The sequence below is a fragment of the Methylobacterium sp. C25 genome (assembly GCF_021352225.1).
In the GTDB taxonomy this organism is placed as follows: Bacteria; Pseudomonadota; Alphaproteobacteria; order Rhizobiales; family Beijerinckiaceae; genus Methylobacterium.
The window spans coordinates 64,617-83,459 of sequence record NZ_JAAUVI010000013.1 but is presented as its reverse complement, the minus strand read 5'-3'; the positions used below and the strand labels follow the sequence as shown (position 1 = coordinate 83,459).

At 63.9% G+C, this 18,843-nt stretch carries 21 protein-coding genes; 13 read left to right on the top strand and 8 right to left on the bottom strand.

The window, feature by feature from the left end:
- The first annotated feature begins 63 nt into the window (after positions 1 to 63).
- The 3 genes from HCU64_RS22080 to HCU64_RS22070 all read left to right on the top strand — a co-directional run bounded on the left by HCU64_RS22080 (position 64) and on the right by HCU64_RS22070 (position 2,974).
- The gene (locus HCU64_RS22080) at positions 64 to 2,121 is read left to right on the top strand and encodes an NAD(+) synthase (RefSeq protein ID WP_233386440.1); all 2,058 of its coding nucleotides are present in this window, start codon (positions 64 to 66) and stop codon (positions 2,119 to 2,121) included.
- 100 nt (positions 2,122 to 2,221) lie between these two features.
- Positions 2,222 to 2,449, top strand: coding sequence for a hypothetical protein (locus HCU64_RS22075; RefSeq protein ID WP_233386439.1), 228 nt, complete (start codon positions 2,222 to 2,224; stop codon positions 2,447 to 2,449).
- A gap of 105 nt (positions 2,450 to 2,554) precedes the next feature.
- Entirely contained in the window at positions 2,555 to 2,974 is a 420-nt protein-coding gene (locus HCU64_RS22070; RefSeq protein ID WP_233386433.1) for a PilZ domain-containing protein, read from the top strand.
- Positions 2,975 to 2,983: 9 nt separating this feature from the next.
- Here HCU64_RS22070 and HCU64_RS22065 read toward each other — a convergent pair whose 3' ends face one another.
- Positions 2,984 to 3,415, bottom strand: a complete 432-nt coding sequence (locus tag HCU64_RS22065; RefSeq protein ID WP_233386431.1) for an HIT family protein — start codon at positions 3,413 to 3,415, stop codon at positions 2,984 to 2,986.
- A gap of 174 nt (positions 3,416 to 3,589) precedes the next feature.
- On the opposite strand from HCU64_RS22065, the gene HCU64_RS22060 reads away from it, so the two are divergent.
- Positions 3,590 to 4,558 carry a cation diffusion facilitator family transporter gene (locus HCU64_RS22060; RefSeq protein ID WP_233386429.1) on the top strand — a complete coding sequence of 323 codons (969 nt, stop codon included), beginning with the start codon at positions 3,590 to 3,592 and terminating at the stop codon, positions 4,556 to 4,558.
- Positions 4,559 to 4,570: 12 nt separating this feature from the next.
- Here HCU64_RS22060 and HCU64_RS22055 read toward each other — a convergent pair whose 3' ends face one another.
- The 3 genes from HCU64_RS22055 to HCU64_RS22045 all read right to left on the bottom strand — a co-directional run bounded on the left by HCU64_RS22055 (position 4,571) and on the right by HCU64_RS22045 (position 8,208).
- Complete coding sequence (locus tag HCU64_RS22055) at positions 4,571 to 5,734, bottom strand: M20 aminoacylase family protein (protein ID WP_233386428.1); 1,164 nt, start codon at positions 5,732 to 5,734, stop codon at positions 4,571 to 4,573.
- 40 nt (positions 5,735 to 5,774) lie between these two features.
- On the bottom strand, positions 5,775 to 6,821 hold the full coding sequence (locus HCU64_RS22050; protein WP_233386427.1) for a hypothetical protein: 1,047 nt from the start codon (positions 6,819 to 6,821) through the stop codon (positions 5,775 to 5,777).
- 166 nt (positions 6,822 to 6,987) lie between these two features.
- Entirely contained in the window at positions 6,988 to 8,208 is a 1,221-nt protein-coding gene (locus HCU64_RS22045) for a GNAT family N-acetyltransferase (RefSeq protein WP_233386426.1), read from the bottom strand.
- 241 nt (positions 8,209 to 8,449) lie between these two features.
- Here HCU64_RS22045 and HCU64_RS22040 point away from each other — a divergent pair, with 241 nt between their 5' ends.
- The 4 genes from HCU64_RS22040 to HCU64_RS22025 all read left to right on the top strand — a co-directional run bounded on the left by HCU64_RS22040 (position 8,450) and on the right by HCU64_RS22025 (position 12,172).
- The gene (locus tag HCU64_RS22040; protein WP_233386425.1) at positions 8,450 to 8,653 is read left to right on the top strand and encodes a hypothetical protein; all 204 of its coding nucleotides are present in this window, start codon (positions 8,450 to 8,452) and stop codon (positions 8,651 to 8,653) included.
- A 115-nt stretch (positions 8,654 to 8,768) separates the two neighbouring features.
- Positions 8,769 to 9,779 carry a helix-turn-helix domain-containing protein gene (locus HCU64_RS22035; RefSeq protein ID WP_233386424.1) on the top strand — a complete coding sequence of 337 codons (1,011 nt, stop codon included), beginning with the start codon at positions 8,769 to 8,771 and terminating at the stop codon, positions 9,777 to 9,779.
- A gap of 59 nt (positions 9,780 to 9,838) precedes the next feature.
- Positions 9,839 to 10,477, top strand: coding sequence for a cupin domain-containing protein (locus HCU64_RS22030; RefSeq protein WP_233386422.1), 639 nt, complete (start codon positions 9,839 to 9,841; stop codon positions 10,475 to 10,477).
- A gap of 162 nt (positions 10,478 to 10,639) precedes the next feature.
- Complete coding sequence (locus tag HCU64_RS22025; protein WP_233386420.1) at positions 10,640 to 12,172, top strand: acyl-CoA carboxylase subunit beta; 1,533 nt, start codon at positions 10,640 to 10,642, stop codon at positions 12,170 to 12,172.
- Positions 12,173 to 12,239: 67 nt separating this feature from the next.
- Here the strand turns inward: HCU64_RS22025 and HCU64_RS22020 are convergent, their stop codons facing one another.
- The 4 genes from HCU64_RS22020 to HCU64_RS22005 form a co-directional block, all read right to left on the bottom strand.
- Positions 12,240 to 12,470, bottom strand: coding sequence for a hypothetical protein (locus HCU64_RS22020; protein ID WP_233386419.1), 231 nt, complete (start codon positions 12,468 to 12,470; stop codon positions 12,240 to 12,242).
- 236 nt (positions 12,471 to 12,706) lie between these two features.
- Positions 12,707 to 13,168 (bottom strand): hypothetical protein, encoded by a 462-nt coding sequence (locus tag HCU64_RS22015; RefSeq protein WP_233386418.1) that lies wholly within the window; start codon positions 13,166 to 13,168, stop codon positions 12,707 to 12,709.
- 61 nt (positions 13,169 to 13,229) lie between these two features.
- Positions 13,230 to 13,784 (bottom strand): tellurite resistance TerB family protein, encoded by a 555-nt coding sequence (locus tag HCU64_RS22010; RefSeq protein ID WP_233386417.1) that lies wholly within the window; start codon positions 13,782 to 13,784, stop codon positions 13,230 to 13,232.
- Between the two features lie 107 nt (positions 13,785 to 13,891).
- The gene (locus tag HCU64_RS22005; RefSeq protein ID WP_233386416.1) at positions 13,892 to 14,803 is read right to left on the bottom strand and encodes a metallophosphoesterase; all 912 of its coding nucleotides are present in this window, start codon (positions 14,801 to 14,803) and stop codon (positions 13,892 to 13,894) included.
- Here HCU64_RS22005 and HCU64_RS22000 point away from each other — a divergent pair.
- From HCU64_RS22000 to HCU64_RS21980, 5 genes are all read left to right on the top strand, one after another.
- Positions 14,802 to 15,083, top strand: a complete 282-nt coding sequence (locus HCU64_RS22000) for a hypothetical protein (RefSeq protein WP_233386415.1) — start codon at positions 14,802 to 14,804, stop codon at positions 15,081 to 15,083. The two genes, HCU64_RS22005 and HCU64_RS22000, sit on opposite strands and share 2 nt — an antisense overlap.
- 353 nt (positions 15,084 to 15,436) lie before the next feature.
- The gene (gene yajC / locus HCU64_RS21995; RefSeq protein ID WP_233386460.1) at positions 15,437 to 15,769 is read left to right on the top strand and encodes a preprotein translocase subunit YajC; all 333 of its coding nucleotides are present in this window, start codon (positions 15,437 to 15,439) and stop codon (positions 15,767 to 15,769) included.
- Positions 15,770 to 15,835: 66 nt separating this feature from the next.
- Positions 15,836 to 17,437, top strand: a complete 1,602-nt coding sequence (gene secD, locus HCU64_RS21990; RefSeq protein WP_233386414.1) for a protein translocase subunit SecD — start codon at positions 15,836 to 15,838, stop codon at positions 17,435 to 17,437.
- 65 nt (positions 17,438 to 17,502) lie between these two features.
- Complete coding sequence (secF, locus tag HCU64_RS21985) at positions 17,503 to 18,444, top strand: protein translocase subunit SecF (protein WP_233386413.1); 942 nt, start codon at positions 17,503 to 17,505, stop codon at positions 18,442 to 18,444.
- A gap of 8 nt (positions 18,445 to 18,452) precedes the next feature.
- Positions 18,453 to 18,836: an Mth938-like domain-containing protein gene (locus tag HCU64_RS21980; protein WP_233386412.1), complete on the top strand. Its 384-nt coding sequence runs from the start codon at positions 18,453 to 18,455 to the stop codon at positions 18,834 to 18,836.
- Positions 18,837 to 18,843 lie beyond the last annotated feature (7 nt).

The window sequence follows — 18,843 nt, the reverse complement described above, 5'->3', positions numbered from 1 at the left end:
AACTGGGAGCCCGGAGCGGCATGGAGATGCCGCTCGGTTCTTCGCGGAGCAACGAACGGTCCGGTGGCGCAGGCACACGATCCAGGCGATTTCCGCTCGCTCTACCGGCACGGCTTCGCGCGCGTCGCGGCCTGCACCGTGCACAGCCATCCGGGCGATCCGGCTGCCAACGCGGAAGCCGTGCTGGACCTGGCACGTCGCTGCCACGAGGACGGCGCCGTGCTCGCGGTGTTCCCCGAACTCTGCTTGTCATCCTACGCGATCGACGACCTCCTGCTGCAGGAGACGCTGCTCGACGCGGTCGAGACCGCGGTCGCGCGCCTGATCGAGGCCTCGCGCACGATGCGTCCGGTCCTCGTCGTCGGCGCGCCGCTGCGCTGGCGCCATCGCCTCTACAATTGCGCGCTGGCGATCCAGGGCGGACACCTGCTCGGGGTCGTGCCGAAGAGCTACCTGCCGAACTACCGCGAGTTTTACGAGAAGCGGCATTTCGCTCTCGGCGTCGGGATCGTCGGCGAGACCGTCCGCGTCGCCGGCATCGATGCCCCCTTCGGGACGGACCTCCTCTTCGCCGCCGACGATCTCTCCGGCTTCGTGCTCGGCATCGAGGTCTGCGAGGATCTCTGGGTGCCATCGACGCCCGGGATGGATGCGGCGCTCGCGGGCGCCACCGTCCTCGCCAATCTCTCGGGCAGCCCGATCACCATCGGGCGGGCGGAGTCGCGGGCGCTTCTCAGCCGCGCCGCGTCGATGCGCGGGCTCTGCGCCTATCTCTACGCCGCCGCGGGACAGGGCGAATCCACCACCGACCTCTCCTGGGACGGCCAGACCAGCATCGACGAGAACGGCGTTCGCCTCGCTGAAGGCGCCCGTTTCTCGCCGGACCCGGTGGCGACGGTCGCCGATATCGACCTCGACCTGATCGCGCAGGAGCGGCTCTCGTCGGGCAGCTTCGACGACAACGCGCGCGAACTCGGGCAGCCCTACCGGCAGATCGGTTTTCGGTTCGACCTGCCGACGGGCGATCTCAGCCTGATGCGCAAGATCGAGCGTTTCCCCTTCGTGCAGTCAGATCCGGGCCGCCTCGCGCAGGATTGCTACGAGGCCTACAACATCCAGGTCGCCGGCCTCGTACAGCGGCTGCAGGCGACGAAGACCAGAACGCTCGTCATCGGTGTCTCGGGCGGCCTCGATTCGACGCATGCCCTGATCGTTGCGGCCAAGGCCTTCGACCGGCTCGGCTACCCGCGCACGGGCATCCTGGCCTACACACTGCCCGGCTTCGCGACATCCGACGAGACCAAGGCCAACGCCCACGCGCTGATGGCCTCGCTCGGGGTCACCGCGAACGAGATCGACATCCGACCCTCCGCCAGACGGATGTTGGAAGACATGGGCCACCCCTACGGCCGCGGCGAGCCTGTCTACGACGTCACCTTCGAGAACGTTCAGGCGGGTCTGCGAACCGATTACCTGTTCCGACTCGCCAACCAGCATGGCGGGATCGTGCTCGGCACCGGCGATCTCTCCGAGCTGGCGCTCGGCTGGAGCACCTACGGCGTCGGCGACCAGATGAGCCATTACGGCATCAATGCCGGCGTGCCCAAGACACTGATCCAGCACCTGATCCGCTGGGTGATCGCCTCCGGCCAGTTCGGCGAAACCGAGAACCGCACGTTCGCGGCAGTGCTCGACACCGAGATCTCGCCCGAACTGGTGCCTGCCGCCGCAGGGGAGGGGCCGCAGAGCACGGAAAGCACGATCGGCCCCTACGCGCTGCAGGACTTCAACCTCTTCTACACGCTGCGCCACGGTTTCCGCCCCTCGAAGATCGCCTTCCTGGCCCTGCATGCCTGGGGGGACCGAGCCGCCGGCTCCTGGCCGCAGGACCTGCCGGAGGCCAAGCGCCTCGCCTACGGCCTGCCGGAGATCCGGCGCTGGCTCGGCGTCTTCCTCGACCGGTTCTTCCGGTTCAGCCAGTTCAAGCGATCGGCTCTGCCGAACGGCCCGAAAGTCTCGGCCGGGGGCGCCCTCTCCCCGCGCGGAGATTGGCGCGCACCGTCGGACGCCAGTTCCCGCGCGTGGCTCGACGAGTGGGAGCGCAACATCCCCGCGGAGTAGGGCACCTCTGCAACTTCCTGGCGAAAGCACCCGGACACAAACCTGACCGATTGTGCCGCTATTGCGCTTTGCGCAGGGTGGCGCGGCAGAGGACGATCCGATGCGAAGCTACAACCTATTCCGCTTGAAGAGCGGTGAGGGGCTGTATTGTGCGGTGCCCGAGAGCCATGCGGTTCCACGCTTCGTCAGCGGCAGCCGCTGGAGCTTCGGCGGCAAGATCGAAGAGCATTCGACGGTGACGCCGGGCTTCGATGGAAAGGCCGCCGCCACGTCTGTGCGGTTCAATGGCTTCTACCTTTTTCAAGCCTTCGACCGACCCGCTCACTGACATTGTGCATGAATCGGAACACCCTCGTCTTTCGAGAAGATCAGCGAGCTTTTCTTAAATCCTTCCATGCAAACTCGATTCCGGGGCCGTGACGCGAGGACCGAGATGTCGATGGATCAGCGCCAGAACGTCCGCATGCGGACCTTCCTGAGGGGACGGATCGTCTACAACGGCGGTGCGTCCAGCATGGACTGCTTGGTCCGCGACCTATCGGCGACCGGCGCGCGCCTGGAGCTGAGCGAGACGTCCCCTCTGCCAGAGGTATTCGACCTCTACATCCAGAACAAGGATCAGACATTCCGATCGACCATGCGTTGGCGCCGCGACAGCGGCGTTGGCGTGACCTTCGACGACGCTGCTACGAAATCCGCCCCTGTGCAGGAGAAGCCGGCGGAAGCGCCTGCGGCATCCGATCCTGCGATGAGCATTTTGATCCGCCGTATCGCGGAGCTCGAAGCCGAAAATGCCGCGCTCCGTGCCGCCATCACCAGCCTCGGGCGCTCCCCTACGAGCAGCGCCGCCTGAGGCGACGCCTCACGACTGTCCGAGCGCCGCGCGGATGCGCTCCGCATGCGCCGCCAGCATGTCCTTGTCAGCCATGCCGCCCTCGTGCCGCTTGAGTGGTACGCCTTCGCGGCGCGGCACGATGTGCATATGCAGGTGAAACACCGTCTGCCCACCCGCCGGCTCATTGTATTGGAACACCGTCAGGCCTTCGGCATCGAACGCCGTCTTCACCGCTCGGCCGACGCGCTGCGCCACCTTGACCAGCTTGGCCAACACCTCGGGGTCTGCATCGAGAAACCCTCGTGAGGGTGCCTTCGGAATCACCAGAGTGTGTCCTTCGGCCTGTGGCATCACATCCATGAAGGCGAGCGTGTCGTCGTCCTCGTAGACTTTGTGGGCCGGAATCTCGCCGCGCAGGATCTTTGCGAAGATGTTGTCGGGGTCGTAGGCGATGCTCATCGCGGGCCGCTCCTCGGTCCTGAAAGGATCGGCCGGCAGGTTGCACAGGGTGCACGCCAGCGTCCACAAGCCGATGCCCGTTCGAACGCTGGACACGTCGCGCGAAGCGCTGCCTTTGGATCCTCGAAGCCTCCGGTCATTCTTGCGCCGGCATGGCGCTGCGGGAGCGAGTCATTGGCCGAGAGCACTGGTGCGATCTATACGGCGGCAGGCGCTAATCTCGCGATCGCCCTCGCCAAGTTCATTGGCGCGTACCTCACGGGCTCGTCGGCCATGCTGGCCGAAGGCGCGCACTCCGTCGTCGACACCACCAATCAGTTGCTACTGCTGTTCGGTTTGAAGCGAGCCAAGAAGCCGGCCGATGCCCGACACCCCTTCGGCTACGGTCGGGAAGTCTATTTTTACGCCTTCATCGTCGCGCTGTTCATCTTCCTCGGCGGCGGCCTGTTCGCGATCTACGAAGGCGCCCACAAGATCCAGCACCCCGAGCCACCGGCCGACGCGACGATCTTCGGCCATGCGGTCTCCGGGTTCTGGATCAACGTAGCGATCCTCGGGTTTTCCATCGCCGCGGAGGGCTATTCCTGCTTCGTCGCGCTCCGCTCGTTTCAAGCTGAGAAGGAGGGGCGATCAACGATCTCGGCCATTCGGCGGAGCAAGGATCCGGCTCTGTTCACGATCCTCGTGGAGGACGTCGCCGCTCTGATTGGGCTTGCTATCGCGATGGTCGGAGTCGTGGCGGCGCAAATCCTCGACTGGCCCGCGCTCGATGGGTGGTCCTCGGTGGGAATCGGTCTCGTGCTCGTCGGCATGGCGCTGTTCCTGATGATCGAGACGCACGGCCTGCTGATCGGCGAGGCGGCCGATCCGGACGTGGTCAGCGCGATCCACGAGGCCGTGCGTGGAGAGCCGGCGGTGCGCCATATCAACGAGGTGCTGACCCAGCATCTCGGCCCCTCCGACATCCTCGTGAATGTCAGCCTCGACGTCGACGACGCGCTTCCCGGCGGCGACATCGAACAGCTCGTCGGGCGCCTGGATGGCCGCCTCAAAGCGTTGAACCACGAGGTGAAACGGGTCTTCATCGAGATCCAGGCGAGTGGGCAGGGCACTGAGTCGCGAGTTGCGCAACCGACGACGTAGCGCCCATCCCGTTCACGCAGAGACGGCGCTGCGCCGTTCCACCATTCGCGCCAGATAGGCGGCGCCCAGCGGCAGTAGAGTGTCGTCGAAATCGTAGCCGGCATTGTGCAGGCCGGGTCCGGGCGTCGCTCCAAGCCAAGCATAAGCACCAGGAACCGCATGGAGCATGTCCGCGAAATCCTCGCTGCCCATGTGCGGCTTGGATTCCGCATCGACGCGATCAGCCCCGAACAGCTCGGCAGCGATTTCAGCGACAGCCGCCGCATGGCTCGGACTGTTCTCGAGGACGGAAAAGACGTCGCGGATCTCGATCTCGACCCGAGCGCCGTAGGCCTCGCCGATGCCCGTGGCAATCTCGCGGATGCGCGTCGACACGAGTTCCCGCAGAGCGCCATCGAAGGTGCGCACGGTCCCAGCGAGATGGGCGCCCTCGGGAATCACGTTGTAGGCCGCACCGGCATGGATCTGGGTGATCGAGACCACAGCCGCCTTCAGCGGATCGGCGTTGCGGCTGACGATCGACTGCAGGCTCTGCGCGATAGCCGTCGCCACCAGGATCGGGTCGATGCCTTCCTGCGGCCGGGCCGCATGGGCCCCGCGGCCGGTGATGCGGATGTCGAAGAAATCCGCCGCTGCCATAGCCGGCCCGGGCCGTACCAGGATTTTTCCATGCGGACCGTTGGGGTTGTTGTGGATCGCAAAGATCTCGTCGACCGGGAATTTCTTGAAGAGCCCATCCGCGATCATGGCGCGGGCGCCACCTAGGCCTTCCTCGGCGGGCTGGAACACGAAGACGGCGGTGCCGTTGAAATCCCGGGTTTCGGCGAGGTAGCGCGCTGCACCGAGCAGCATTGTGGTGTGCCCGTCATGCCCGCAGGCGTGCATCTTGCCGGCGATCGTCGAGCGGTAGGGGAGATTCGTCTCCTCCTCGATCGGCAACGCGTCCATGTCGGCGCGCAGGCCGATGCGCCGCTTTCCCGGCCGCCCGTGCAGCACACCGACTACGCCGGTCTTGCCGAGCCCACGATGCACCTCGATGCCGAGCTTTTCGAGGTGGTCGGAGACAATACGAGAGGTGCGGACCTCCTCGAAGCCGAGTTCGGGATGGGCGTGAAGATCACGGCGGATCGCAATCAACTCGTCCGCATAGCTTTCGATGCGCTCGATCAGGCTCATAGACGGTCGGCCTCTCATTCGATGGGGACGTGATCGAGCGTCATCCGGTCCAGTTGCGCGCGACGGCTTCTTCGACCGATCGGCTGATGACCTCGTCGAACACAAGAAAGTCGACGGCAGCTTTGATGCCGCGGAGTCGTTCGGCGAATGCAAGGATCTCGGTCGGGACCGGCGGAGCGGAAGGCGGCGGAGCTGCGATCTCCAGCCGATCGAACACACTCGCCGCGAAAGCCTCGTAGTGATTGCGGTGGCCGACGATTCCGAAGCGGGACAGCACCTCGACAGCGATGATGGAATTGGCCGGGAAAATCCGGTCGTCGGGCAGCCGAGTGGCCAGCACGCGCGTCATCGGATTGAAGAGCAAGCGATAGGCCTCTTCGGGGAGCATCCGAAAGAAGCGTTTGAGACTCTTGACGTCATCGTAGTCGAAATCGGCAGCGAACCTCACGGCCTCGATGAGGTCCCCCAAGCGCCAACTTTGCACGTCGTCCTCGGCCAATGCCGTCCGGGCGCGCAACCAAAGCATCCGCCTTGCCATTTCCACGAACGGATCTTCGACCAGGAGCGCAGATAAAACGTTGCCATAATCATACTCGCCTTCGTAGCGAGGTATCAGTATAGGCCCAGCAAATAGGCGCGATTTTGAATGGGGATTGCCGAGCATATTTGACAATATTTCTTCTGGCAATTTATTTATATTGAAATAGCTCAGCTCAAAGTGCGGGTAAAGATTTTCAGTAAGCGAAGATTCTTGCTTAATACTTGCGTGGATGAATATCAGTTTTCCATCACAAAAATGGGACCCTGACGCTCGCCGATGAACAAGCACGTTTGTGTCGGCATCGTGTATCTCTAGATCTCGGATTGCAGATACGCCCGGCAGATTCTCCTCGTTGATGATGAACCTGCATTGCCCCGTTGCATGCCACCCGTTTGCACGGATCCCATGATCGACTTCCGTTGCGGACAGTTCGAGCACGGGGCGCCCTTCGACCGTCACCCGTACCCGGCTCACCGCGAGCTGGTTGTCAGGAGCAACCCATCCCGTGATGCTATGTCCATCGTCGACATCCAGGGCGAACCTCACAGCAGCAAAAATCTCCGGCTTCGAGTGATGGGAAGGTCGCGGGAGGCGGCCCCAACGGAATTAATGAAAGCCGCCCTCGGGAGGAAGCCGGCGCGAGCCAATCGCCTCATCTCGGCATGGCATGTCGGTGTTGCACCTGGGCCACCAACGGTTCGCGGCGGCATCACTAGGCTGCCCCATCCACGCACCGGAACGGCGACATCGTCTCGTACTCGTCAATCGCCGCACGCACGTGGCTGCGTTCGTGCTTGAGATAGTCGGCCACCGCCCGGCGCAGGTTCGGGTCGGCGACGTCGTGGGCTGAGTGCATCGCCACCGGCCTATAGCCGCGAGCAATCTTATGCTCGCCCTGCGCACCGGCCTCGACCCGTTTGAGCCCGCGCGCCACGGCAAATTCGATAGCCTGATAGTAGCAGATCTCGAAATGCAGGAAGGGATGGTCCTCGATGCAACCCCAGTTGCGTCCATAAAGCGCAACGTCGCCGATGAAATTGATCGCGCCGGCGATCAATCGCCCCTCACGCCGGGCCATCACTAGTAGGATGCGCTCGCCCATACGCTCGCCGATGAGCGAGAAGAACTTCCGGTTCAGGTAGGGCCGACCCCACTTGCGGGCGCCCGTGTCAGTGTAGAACTCGAAGAACGCGTCCCAGTGCGCCTCTGTGATAGCTTCGCCAGTGACGCGTTCGATAGTGATGCCGGAGGCCAGCGACTCGCGGCGCTCGCGCTTGATCGCCTTGCGCTTGCGCGAGGCGAGGTCTGCCAGAAAGCCGTCGAAATCCGCGTAGCCGCGGTTCTCCCAGTGGAATTGCTGGTCGATTCGCTGGAGCAGGCCGAGCGCACCGGCTTGGCTCCACTCGCGTTCGCGCATGAAGGTTACGTGGATCGAAGAGGCGTCAGTTTCGGCCCGCAGCGCCCTCAAGCCCGCGACGATGGCAGAGGCTGCTGCATCCTGCTCCTCCCCCGGCGCGATCAGGAAGCGCGGACCGGTCACCGGCGTGAACGGTACGCTGACTTGCAGCTTCGGATAATACGCCCCGCCGGCCCGCTCGAAGGCATCGGCCCAGCCGTGGTCGAACACGTATTCGCCCTGGCTGTGGGACTTCAGGTAGCAGGGGGCAGCCCCGATCAGCCGGCCGTCGCGCTCGACGGTGACATGCAGCGGCAGCCAGCCAGTCTTCCGCGAAACGCAGCCGGACTCCTCCAATGCAGAGAGGAAGGCGTGCGAGACGAAGGGGTTGTAGGTCTCGTCGCCCGCCGAGAGGGTCTCAGGCGAGGTGGCGCAGCGATCCCAGTCTTCAGCAGAGATCCGCGCCAGACCCGGCACGACACGCACCTGTATCTCGGCCACGGGCGCGTCATGCTGGGTCCGAGGGGAAGTCTCCATTGTGGGCAATGTAGCCGTGCAGGGGTAGGCGGCAAGCAGGGCACACGCACCTCGTCGTCACGGCTCCCGTGCGTATCCTCGTTTCACATGCAGGCCCAAGCAGCCGGCCGTCTCCGACGCGAAATCGCGTCTCGGCGAAATCGGTCCTTCCGTTTCAGACAAACGGCGCGGCAGTTTCAGTCATTGGCTCAATCTCGAAGGACGCAGAACATCGGGCATCATGAATACCGAGCCTTCGCCGATGAAGAGCACAGCGCCGCTCATTGCCGCGGATTCCTCCGCGGCGGAAGGCGACCAGGCGCTCACAGTTCGCCTCAAGGCATCGTTCGAAGAGGCACTGGAGAACTCATGCGAAGGAACGACCTTCAGGCTCCGCGTCCTGCTCGAAATGGTTGTGATCGAACTGGGCAAGCTCGAAAAACGCCAGAGAATAAACAAAAATTAATGTCGGCATCTTCGAGAACTGTTGAAGTTCTCGCGATCGACTTCGCCCACAAAACCGGCTTGGCGGGGTCTGCAGCACGCGCATAATCTTTGCACTCGTGCCTCGAGGGCAATTCATGACCAATCGTTTGACTACGGAATGCGTGCCGGAGCGGCAGCGGCTAGACTACTGGCAAACGACCTGTAGCCAGATGGTCGGCACTTTCGAACTGAGAGACTACGAGCCGAACGATTTCCACGCGGCGATCGACCTGTCTCATATCAGCAGCCTGAAGATCGGGAAATTCCTGAGCGTAAGCCAAACCTTAGAGCGGAAGAAGTCTCACATCAAATCCAGCGACTCCGACGATTACATCGTCCTTCTGGAATCCGACAGTACATTCAACATCGAGCATTGCGGGCGGCAGCGATCCGGCAAAGGCGGGATCGTGCTGCTCGATATCACGCAACCCTACTACACCCACCACGTCGGCAAACTGAACGTCATCGACATTTTCATTCCGCGCAAGAAGCTCGAAGCAGTGCTGGGGGTTGCGCCTCAGGCCGCCGGTTTGCGCATCGACGATACGCAAGCCAGCTTCCACGTGCTCTCGGCCTTCCTCCGCTCGCTAGCCGAACATGGCTCAGAGCTGGAACCGGAGAGCGCACATCGAATGGCTTCGATCGCGGTGGATCTCATCGCCGCGGGCTTCTCGGAGAGACTCGGACTGGAACCTGCCCCGCAGTCCGGCGGAGCAACGACGCTGTACCGGGCTCGCTCCTACATCGACGAGAAACTCGGCGAGCCTGGACTTGGCATGAAACAGATCGCGAACGCGACCAATGTCTCCGTTCGCCGGCTTCACCAGATCGCGCTCGAGGAGGGCATCTCTCTGATCGATTGGATGTGGGAGCGGCGGCTATCGCGCGCGCGCGCGATGCTTGCCGATCCGGCGCACCGGTCGCTCACTATCGGCGCCATCGCCTATACCTGCGGCTTTGTCGACCAAGCGCATTTCTCCCGCCGCTTCAAAGAGCATTTCGGCCAGACGCCGACGGAATGCAGATCGGCAGCGCCGACGGGCCAAATCCCGGAACATGCCGTGCCGTCGGCCGACGCAAGATCGTCCTTTTCGCGCAGCACCTAGATCGAACCAGAGGGGCTTAAACGATGACGATAAGTCCGCTGATCGATCTCGATGATTTGTTGTCGCCGGCGGACCGGACGTCCGCTTGGCGCAGAACGATCAAAGACAATTATTTCGGTCTCGACATCACCTTCAAGCACGGCCGCAAGCCTGCCGGAAGCATCGCGTACGCGCGTTTCGGCGAGATCGATATCTCGGCAATCGAGAGCGTCGCACAGCACCACGCTCGCACCCCTTCCCTCATCGCGGATAACGCCGATCGCCTGTTTGCTATGATTCAATTGCGAGGCCGCGTGACGGTGCAGCAGAACGGCCGAGAGCGGACGCTCCATCCCGGCTCCCTTGCGATCTACGATTCGGCGGTGCCCTACGAAGCTGATTTCACCGACGACGAACATCAGATCTTCTGTATCCAGATCCCGAGACAGCGCGTCGATGCCGTGCTGGGCGCCGGACCGCACTACACGAACGTCGTACTCGACGAGGAGCGCGGCAGTACGGTTATCGCAGCCTATTTTCGGGACTTCGCTCGCAGGTTCGAGAATTTGTCGCTCGACCATCGCGCCCAGATGACCGCCTGCGGTGTTGAGTTCATGATCGACGCGCTCGCCGGCAAGCTCTTCGGGCTTCGGACCTCGCCATGCATTGGCGCGGATCTCACGACGTCATGGACGAGTTGGTCCTCCAAGATCGTGTGATCGAACCTGCGATACCGGACGGGACACACCGTAATGGTCGGACCCGTTTCCGCCCGCAAACCCGCATGCTAAGGGCGGTCAGCCGGCGAATGGCCAAGCCCGTTATTGGGCTATGCCCTTCGTACAAATCGAATTTTGAATACAGGCGGGCGCGCTGACACGATGAAGGACATTCTCGAAAAGCTGGAGGAGCGGCGCGACGCCGCGCGTCTCGGCGGCGGCACCAAGCGCATCGACGCGCAGCACAATCGCGGCAAGCTGACGGCGCGCGAGCGCATCGAACTCCTGCTCGACCATGGGTCGTTCGAAGAGTTCGACATGTTCGTGCAGCACCGCTCCATCGACTTCGGCATGGAGAAGCAGAAAATCCCCGGAGACGGCGTCATCACGGGCTGGGGCACCGTGAACGGTCGCACCGTGTTCCTGTTCTCGAAGGACTTCACGGTGTTCGGCGGCTCGCTGTCGGAGACGCACGCGCAGAAGATCATCAAGGTCCAGGACATGGCCCTGAAGATGCGTGCGCCGATCATCGGCATTTTCGATGCCGGCGGCGCCCGCATCCAGGAGGGCGTTGCGGCACTCGGCGGCTACGGCGAGGTCTTCCGCCGCAACGTGGCAGCCTCGGGCGTGATCCCGCAGATCTCCGTTATCATGGGGCCGTGCGCTGGCGGCGACGTCTACTCGCCGGCCATGACGGACTTCATCTTCATGGTGCGCGACACGAGCTATATGTTCGTCACCGGCCCGGACGTGGTGAAAACCGTCACCAACGAGGTCGTCACCGCCGAAGAGCTCGGCGGCGCCAAGGTCCACACTACGAAATCCTCGATTGCCGACGGCTCCTTCGAGAACGACGTCGAGGCGCTGCTGCAGATCCGCCGCCTGCTCGACTTCCTGCCCGCCAACAACATCGACGGCGTGCCGGAGATCGAGAGCTTCGATGACGTCAACCGTCTCGACAAGGGCCTCGACACCCTGATCCCGGACAACCCGAACAAGCCCTACGACATGGGCGAGTTGATCCGCCGCGTTGCTGACGAAGAGGATTTCTTCGAGATCCAGGCGACCTACGCCCGCAACATTATCACCGGCTTCGGCCGCATCGAGGGCCGCACCGTCGGCTTCGTCGCCAATCAGCCGCTGGTGCTGGCTGGCGTTCTCGATTCCGACGCCTCGCGCAAGGCGGCGCGCTTCGTGCGCTTCTGCAACGCCTTCTCGATTCCGATCGTCACCTTCGTCGACGTGCCGGGCTTCCTGCCGGGGACGGCTCAAGAGTATGGCGGCTTGATCAAGCACGGCGCCAAGCTCCTCTTCGCCTACAGCCAGGCGACGGTGCCGCTCGTTACCATCATCACGCGAAAAGCCTTCGGCGGCGCCTACGACGTCATGGCGTCGAAGCATGTCGGCGCAGATCTCAACTACGCCTGGCCGACGGCACAGATCGCAGTCATGGGCGCCAAGGGCGCGGTGGAGATCATCTATCGGGCCGAGATGGGCGACAAGGACAAGATCGCCGAGCGCACCGCCGAGTACGAAACGCACTTCCTCTCGCCGTTCGTGGCCGCCGAGCGCGGCTATATCGACGAGGTGATCATGCCCCACTCGACCCGCAAGCGCATCGCCAGGGCGCTTGGCATGCTCCGCTCCAAGGAGATGGAGCAGCCCTGGAAGAAGCACGACAACATCCCGCTCTAACAAAAGCACGCGTCATTCTGGGGAGCCGCAGGCGAACCCGGAATGACGCCACGAAGAGTTGTTTCGGCTACTCCTCTCCCGGTCCGCGCTGAGCTGCAACGCAGAGCCTCACGGCCTCGTCGAGTTCGAGGTCGCGTGGGTCGCCGACATTCACGGTCTCTTCCAGGCACTTGATGAAGTAGTCACGGGTCAGGCCGGGTGAGAGCGCGGAGAACGACTTGCCGAGCCGCGTGGCGAGATCGATGCGATCCTCGCTGCTGGCGTGTCGATATGTGCTGAGCTTGTCGGTGACCTTCAATCGCGCCTCAGCGATACCGCAGGCGCCAAAAACAAAAAATAAGATAAGAGTAAGTTTTTTGAGCACAATCAGCCCCGCTCTGCACATCTTGAAGCTTATCATAGCTCTCGAAGTCGCCGCGGATAGCCGTAGTTCAAGCAAATTCGGCAGCTCCGTCGTTACGAGTCTTTCGCACGACTTCGAGATCTGCCGTCGTGCAGGATCGGAGCCGTGTACGCCGAAGGCGCACAGCTCCGTCAGCTGCGATCGGCCTTCTCAATCGCGGCGCACATGGTCAGGGATCCCTTCTCGGATTTCGTGAACGAACAGGTCACGACGACGCCTCCGGTCGGGATGGTGCTGTGCCGCTTCGTCGCTGCTTCCGCTCGGGCTTTGCGGGCGGCGTCGACGAGGGTGTCGGCCGCGACGCCGGTCACCGTCTGACCGGCCTTGCCGAACAGGTTGTCGTAGTCCGCTGGCAGTGTCTCGCCCAAGTATTGAGCGCCAACGGAGGAAGGACCTGTGCCGCCGCACGAGAGTGACAACGTCATGGCGGTCCCCGCCTTGAAGCGCACAAAATCCTCGATCCGCTCGCCGATCTCGGCCTTGGTCGCGGCGGCGACCCTGCCGGCGAGATCACCGCAGGGATCAGCTGCGGCCGGTAATGTGCCGAGAGCGGAGAGCACAGCGAAAAGCGAGACGAGGCGGATCATGGTCATCCGCCCAGTCTAGGGCGTGGGCCAGTGCTGGGCGAGCGCGGCGTCGCGCCGCTCGGGAGTTTCAGCCGAAATCGCCGGACCGGCTGACTTTCAGCTCCGGCTTACCGGTTAGGAGCCTGCGCTTGAGCCGGGCAACGGCCTCGCGCTGCAGATCACTCGGGCTCGAATGCGCGGCAGCGACTTGGGTTAGCATCGTGACGAATTGCTGGCGCTCGGCGTCGGTCAGCGCTTCTCGCAGGAGCGGCAGCAGCTCGTCCGCGACGAGAGAGAAGGGGCGCCGCGCCTGTGTATAGTCCCAGGCACGTTCGAACATCGCAGAGACGTTCTCGACCTGCAGCGGGTCTTCCATCAGCTCCAGGATCTGCTTTTTCTCGGCAGCGGTGACCGGACTTCCGGTGCGCACGAGTTGTATCATCAGGATCGTCGCGGCGAGGCGCACGTCTCGTACACGACCGAGCGGCGTGCCGATGATGTCTTCGAGCACCGATTTGGCGCGGCGCTGCAGGCCCTTGGTGTCCCGGTCGACCTCGCGCAATTGGCGCACCGTGCCGTGGGCGCGAAGGATCCAGAACAGGGCACCGCCGAGCACGGCGGCGGCGAGCAGCAGGGCGGGCATCGATCGGCTCCCCGATTCGCAGCACCGCCGAAGCCGGGCAGTGCGAGGTTGGGTGAACCATTGCTGCAGGCGCGGATCAAGCGCCGTGCCCATCCGCACAGGTTGAGTCAGGCTTGGTGCGCGGTACCGAGTTCAACGAGGACGATCTCCGGCGGCACCCCGAAGCGGACTGCGACATTGCTGACACCGAGGCCGCCGGAAACGATCAGCTGGCGCCGTCCCTCGATGACGTGACCGTAGATGTAACGCGGATCATGGTAGCCGGCGACGAACGGGGAATGGCCGAAGATGCGGATCTGGCCGCCATGGGTGTGCCCGGCCAGCGTCAGGGCGAAACGTTCGGGCACCTTCGGGAAGATCTCCGGTTCGTGCGCCATCAGGATGGCCGGAGCGTCATCAGAGATCTTGGCGAGCGTCCTGGGAATGTCGGCGAGGCTGCGGCGGTCACGCCGGATCCAGAACGGCTGCTGGTCGGCCAGCCCCGCGAGCCAGAACGGACGACCGTCCTTCACGAGGCGGACGGCATCGTTCTCCATCACGGGGATGCCGCGCGCCTCCAACACCCGGCGCGCGACGACTGGTCCCTTCCGGGCATCGAGCGCCGCCTCGTCCTCCCACCAATCGTGGTTGCCGAGGATAGCGTGGACGCCGAGCGGAGCGCGCAGACCCTCGGCGACGCGAGCGAAATCGGAGAGGGCAATTGGTTTCCAAGTTACCCGTCGGCCAGCCGGATAGTCGCCGAGCAACACGACCAGATCGGGTTTGAGCGCGTTCGTCGCGTCGACGATCTCGGCCACGCGGTCGAGGGGCATCCAGGGCTCGCAGACATGGACGTCGGCGATGGCGGCGATCCGCAGGGTCAGGCCCGGCGTCCAGCTGGCCAGCCTGGGCGCGTAACGCGTCACGTCGAGCCGGAAGCGCGGCTCGACGGCGAAGGCGTAAGTTCCCGTGGCACCAGCGGCGAGCGTGCTCGCGCTGAGTCCGGCAAGCACCTGCCGCCGGTTTGGCAGGATCAGCATGGAGCGATCCTGGCGACGGCGCAGCGAGCTGTCAGACGACCGGTTCGTCCTCGTGGACGATCCGCACCGTCCGGCGCGCCGCGAGCCGAAGGCGGGCGGCCTCGGCGGCTTCGCGGCTGACGTGGACGGCGGCGGCGAGCGCGGGGAGTGCTACTGGGCGGAAGCTCTCACGACCCCGGCCATCATCCGACCCGCGCGCGACGGTTCGGGCTGCGTCGTCTTGGTTCCGATGATCGGAATACATTATTCTCGGGTCCTGTTCCTCGTGATCGGGCCGTAGTCCGGCCTTCGCGTGCAGATGTCGTCAGTGATCGCGACGACGTTTTGGCTCCAATGCGGCTCGACCAGGGCATGATCGGAGCCGAAAGCTAGTCTTTTCGCCGACACCCTGAACGTGAGCTTAAAACAGGAGCGCCGTCCATTATTCGAGCATGCCTCCTCTTGAGGCAGCGCGACGGTGTCCGAATTCAGGGTGCGCCAGCCTCGCTACCGGCACGGTGACGCAACCTCAACAGGCACCGTTGCTTTCGGGTCGCCCGTGGCTATAGTCCGCGCGCTTTTCGACAGGCCAAAGCCCACCCATCGCCCGGACGTGCCGCGGCGCGGGTCGTCGCACCATCAGGAGTTTTCGTGCTGATCACCCCCGCCTTCGCGCAAGCCGCCGGTGCGTCCAGCGGCAGCGACATCGCGATCCAGCTGGTGCCCTTCGCGCTGATCTTCGTGATCATGTACTTTCTGATCCTGCGGCCCCAGCAGCGCCGGCTCAAGGACCACCAGTCCTTGATGAAGAACCTGCGCCGCGAGGATACGATCGTCACCAATGGCGGCTTGGTCGGTCGCGTCACCAAGGTTACCGACGACGCGGCCGAGGTCGAGGTCGAGATTGCCCCGAACGTCCGCGTGAAGATCGTGCGCAGCATGATCTCCGAGGTCCGGGTCAAGGGCGCCCCGGTCAAGGCGGCCTGACGGCAGCATGCGGGAGCCGGGCTCTGACCCGGCCAACCTGATAAGAAGAAGAGCTGGAACCGGCGGATGCTGCGCTTTTCGAAGTCCAAGATATTCGGGACGCTTGCCGTCATCCTGATCGGCTTGAGTCTCGCCATCCCGAGCTTCTTCTCGCCCGAGCAGCGCAAGGGCTTCATGGCCTCGCTGCCGAGCTTCATCCCGCATTGGATCATCCCGCAGCGGGCGATCGTGCTCGGCCTCGACCTTCAGGGCGGCTCGCAGCTCCTGCTCGAAGTCGACCAGAACGAGCTGACCGGTTCGATGGTCAAGGGCCTCCGCGATGACGTGCGCCGCGTTCTGCAGCAGGAGCAGGTGCGCGCCGATGGCGGCATCCAGACGCAGAAGCGCAGCGTCCAAGTGCGCATTGCCGACGCAGCAGGCCGGGCCAAGGTCTTGCCGAAGCTGCGTGAACTGTCGCAGCCCATCCAGAGCCTCGCCTCCGCCGGCACGGGCACGCTCGAGGTCAATGAGCAACCCGACGGCCTGATCACGCTGACCTATACCGATCCGGGCATCACCGATCGAACCCGACGCGCGGTAAGCCAGGGCATCGAGGTCATCCGCCGCCGCCTCGACTCCACCGGCACCACCGAGCCCTCGATCCAGCAGCAAGGCGTCGACCGCATCCTCGTTCAGGTTCCGGGCGAGCAGAACCCGGAGCGGCTCGAGAAGCTGCTCGGCTCTACTGCCAAACTCGAATTCCGCATGCTGTCGGACTCGCCTTCCGGTGACGTCGACTTGCTGCCCTCCAAGGACGAGAAGGGCCAGAAGGTCCCCGTCGAGCGCCGCGTCATGGCCGATGGTGGCGATCTGACCGACGCGCAGCCGGCCTTCGATCCGCAGACGCACGAGCCGATGGTGAGCTTCAAGTTCAACTTGCGCGGTGCCCAGCGCTTCGGTCAGGCGACCTCGGAGAATGTCGGCCGCCGTATGGGTATCGTGCTCGACAACGAGGTGGTCTCCGCCCCCGTGATCCGGAGCGCCATCACCGGCGGTTCCGGCCAGATCACCGGCAGTTTCTCGGTCCAGCAGGCCAACGATCTCTCGGTGTTGCTGCGCGCCGGCGCGCTGCCAGCCAAGTTCACCGTGGTCGAGCGGCGCGTCGTCGGCCCGGGTCTCGGCAAGGACTCGATCGAGGCCGGCAAGCACGCCACGCTCTTTGCTGCGATCTTCGTCGTGATCTTCATGTTCGCGACCTACGGCACGTTCGGCTTCTTCGCGAACATCGCGCTTGCGGTGCACGTCGGCCTGATCCTCGGCCTGATGTCTGTGCTGGAGGCGACGATGACACTGCCTGGCATCGCCGGCATCGTGCTCACCATCGGCACGGCCGTCGATTCGAACGTTCTGATCTACGAGCGCATGCGCGAGGAGCAGCGGGCCGGGCGTTCACTGGTCTCGGCGCTTCAGGCCGGCTTCGACCGGGCCTTCGCCACCATCATCGACTCGAACTCCACCATGGCGATCGCCGCGCTGATCTTGTTCTTCATGGGCTCCGGCCCGGTGAAGGGCTTCGCGGTCGTCTTCATCCTCGGCATCCTCACCACTGTGATCACGGCGGTGACCCTGACCCGGATGATGATCGCGCTGTGGTACAAGTACGCAAAACCCAAGACTCTACCCTTCTGAAGACCTTGCTGTTCTGAGCGCCGGCCGCTCCGCGCATCGCCCCGAACGCCGTACCGAGACAGACCATGCGCCTGCTCCGCCTCTGGCCCGATGAATCGCATTTCGACTTCATGCGATTCCGCCGCCTGTCCTTCCCGCTTTCGGCGGCGATGTCGCTCGCCACGGTCGCGCTGTTCCTGACGATCGGGCTAAACTTCGGCATCGACTTCAAGGGTGGCACCCTGGTCGAACTGCAAGCGAAGACCGGTCAGGCCGACGTCGCCACGATCCGCAGCACGGCCAATGGCTTCGGGTTCGGCGAGGCGGAGGTGCAAGAGCTCGGCGGCCAGGGCAACGTCCTTGTGCGGCTGCCCCTCCAGGCCGGTGAGCAGGGCCAGACGGCGGTGATGCAGAAGGCCCACGCGGCCTTCGACAAGGACTACGACTTCCGTCGCACGGAGACCGTTGGCCCGCGCGTTTCGGGCGAGCTGGTCCAGTCCGGCACCGTGGGCGTGGTGCTCTCGGTCGTCGCGGTGCTGCTCTATCTGTGGTTCCGCTTCGAGCGCGAATTGGCGCTCGGTGCGATCGTCGGCACGCTGCACGACATCGTGCTGACCGTCGGCATCTTCATCATCACGCGCATCGAGTTCAACATGACCTCGATCGCGGCGATTCTGACCATCGTCGGCTACTCGCTCAACGAGACGGTCGTGGTGTTCGACCGGACCCGCGAGCTGATGCGCCGCTACAAAACGATCCCGACGGTCGAGTTGCTCAACCTCTCAATCAACTCCACTATGTCGCGCACGGTGATGACCTCGATCTCGTCCTCGCTGGCGTTGCTCTCGCTGGTCCTGTTCGGCGGCGAGGCGATCCACGGCTTCGCGGTGGTGATGCTGGCCGGCGTCGTGATCTGCACCTACTCGGCGATCTTCGTCTCGACGCCTTCGTTGATCTATATCGGACTCATGCTCTCCGGCGCGAAGTCGGCACAACGCGAGAGCGGTCTGCCGCAGCCGGCCGAGTAGGAACCCGAATGGAAGGGCGCCTTCACGACGGCTTCGTCCCCGGCCGCTACGGGATCGACTCCTACGGCAATGGCGGCTTCCGCTTCGCGGACATGTCGCATCGCGGCTCGATCCTGATGCTACCCTCGGGGATAAAGGCCTGGGACGTCACGGAGCCCGGCGCGATCGATCTGAACAGCCTGCGCCCGGTCCTCGGCGAAAGCGACTCTATCGAGTTGCTGCTGGTCGGCACAGGAATCGACATCGCGCCGTTCCCTGAGGCTCTGCGCAGGAGGCTCAAGGAGGCTGGGATCGGCCTCGACGCGATGCAGACGGGCGCGGCTGCCCGCACCTACAACATTCTGCTGGGCGAGAACCGCAAAGTCGCGGCCGCCCTGATCGCGGTGGCATGATGAGGCC

Coding starts and splice junctions, on each gene's coding strand:
- HCU64_RS22035 (WP_233386424.1), top strand. CDS start 8,769: ATGACCAATCGTTTGACTACGGAATGCGTGCCGGAGCGGCAGCGGCTA.
- HCU64_RS22010 (WP_233386417.1), bottom strand. CDS start 13,784: ATGCCCGCCCTGCTGCTCGCCGCCGCCGTGCTCGGCGGTGCCCTGTTC.
- HCU64_RS22005 (WP_233386416.1), bottom strand. CDS start 14,803: ATGCTGATCCTGCCAAACCGGCGGCAGGTGCTTGCCGGACTCAGCGCG.
- HCU64_RS22070 (WP_233386433.1), top strand. CDS start 2,555: ATGTCGATGGATCAGCGCCAGAACGTCCGCATGCGGACCTTCCTGAGG.
- secF (WP_233386413.1), top strand. CDS start 17,503: ATGCGCCTGCTCCGCCTCTGGCCCGATGAATCGCATTTCGACTTCATG.
- HCU64_RS22045 (WP_233386426.1), bottom strand. CDS start 8,208: ATGGAGACTTCCCCTCGGACCCAGCATGACGCGCCCGTGGCCGAGATA.
- HCU64_RS22055 (WP_233386428.1), bottom strand. CDS start 5,734: ATGAGCCTGATCGAGCGCATCGAAAGCTATGCGGACGAGTTGATTGCG.
- HCU64_RS22065 (WP_233386431.1), bottom strand. CDS start 3,415: ATGAGCATCGCCTACGACCCCGACAACATCTTCGCAAAGATCCTGCGC.
- HCU64_RS22025 (WP_233386420.1), top strand. CDS start 10,640: ATGAAGGACATTCTCGAAAAGCTGGAGGAGCGGCGCGACGCCGCGCGT.
- HCU64_RS22075 (WP_233386439.1), top strand. CDS start 2,222: ATGCGAAGCTACAACCTATTCCGCTTGAAGAGCGGTGAGGGGCTGTAT.
- secD (WP_233386414.1), top strand. CDS start 15,836: ATGCTGCGCTTTTCGAAGTCCAAGATATTCGGGACGCTTGCCGTCATC.
- HCU64_RS22040 (WP_233386425.1), top strand. CDS start 8,450: ATGAAGAGCACAGCGCCGCTCATTGCCGCGGATTCCTCCGCGGCGGAA.
- HCU64_RS21980 (WP_233386412.1), top strand. CDS start 18,453: ATGGAAGGGCGCCTTCACGACGGCTTCGTCCCCGGCCGCTACGGGATC.
- HCU64_RS22015 (WP_233386418.1), bottom strand. CDS start 13,168: ATGACCATGATCCGCCTCGTCTCGCTTTTCGCTGTGCTCTCCGCTCTC.
- HCU64_RS22000 (WP_233386415.1), top strand. CDS start 14,802: ATGGAGCGATCCTGGCGACGGCGCAGCGAGCTGTCAGACGACCGGTTC.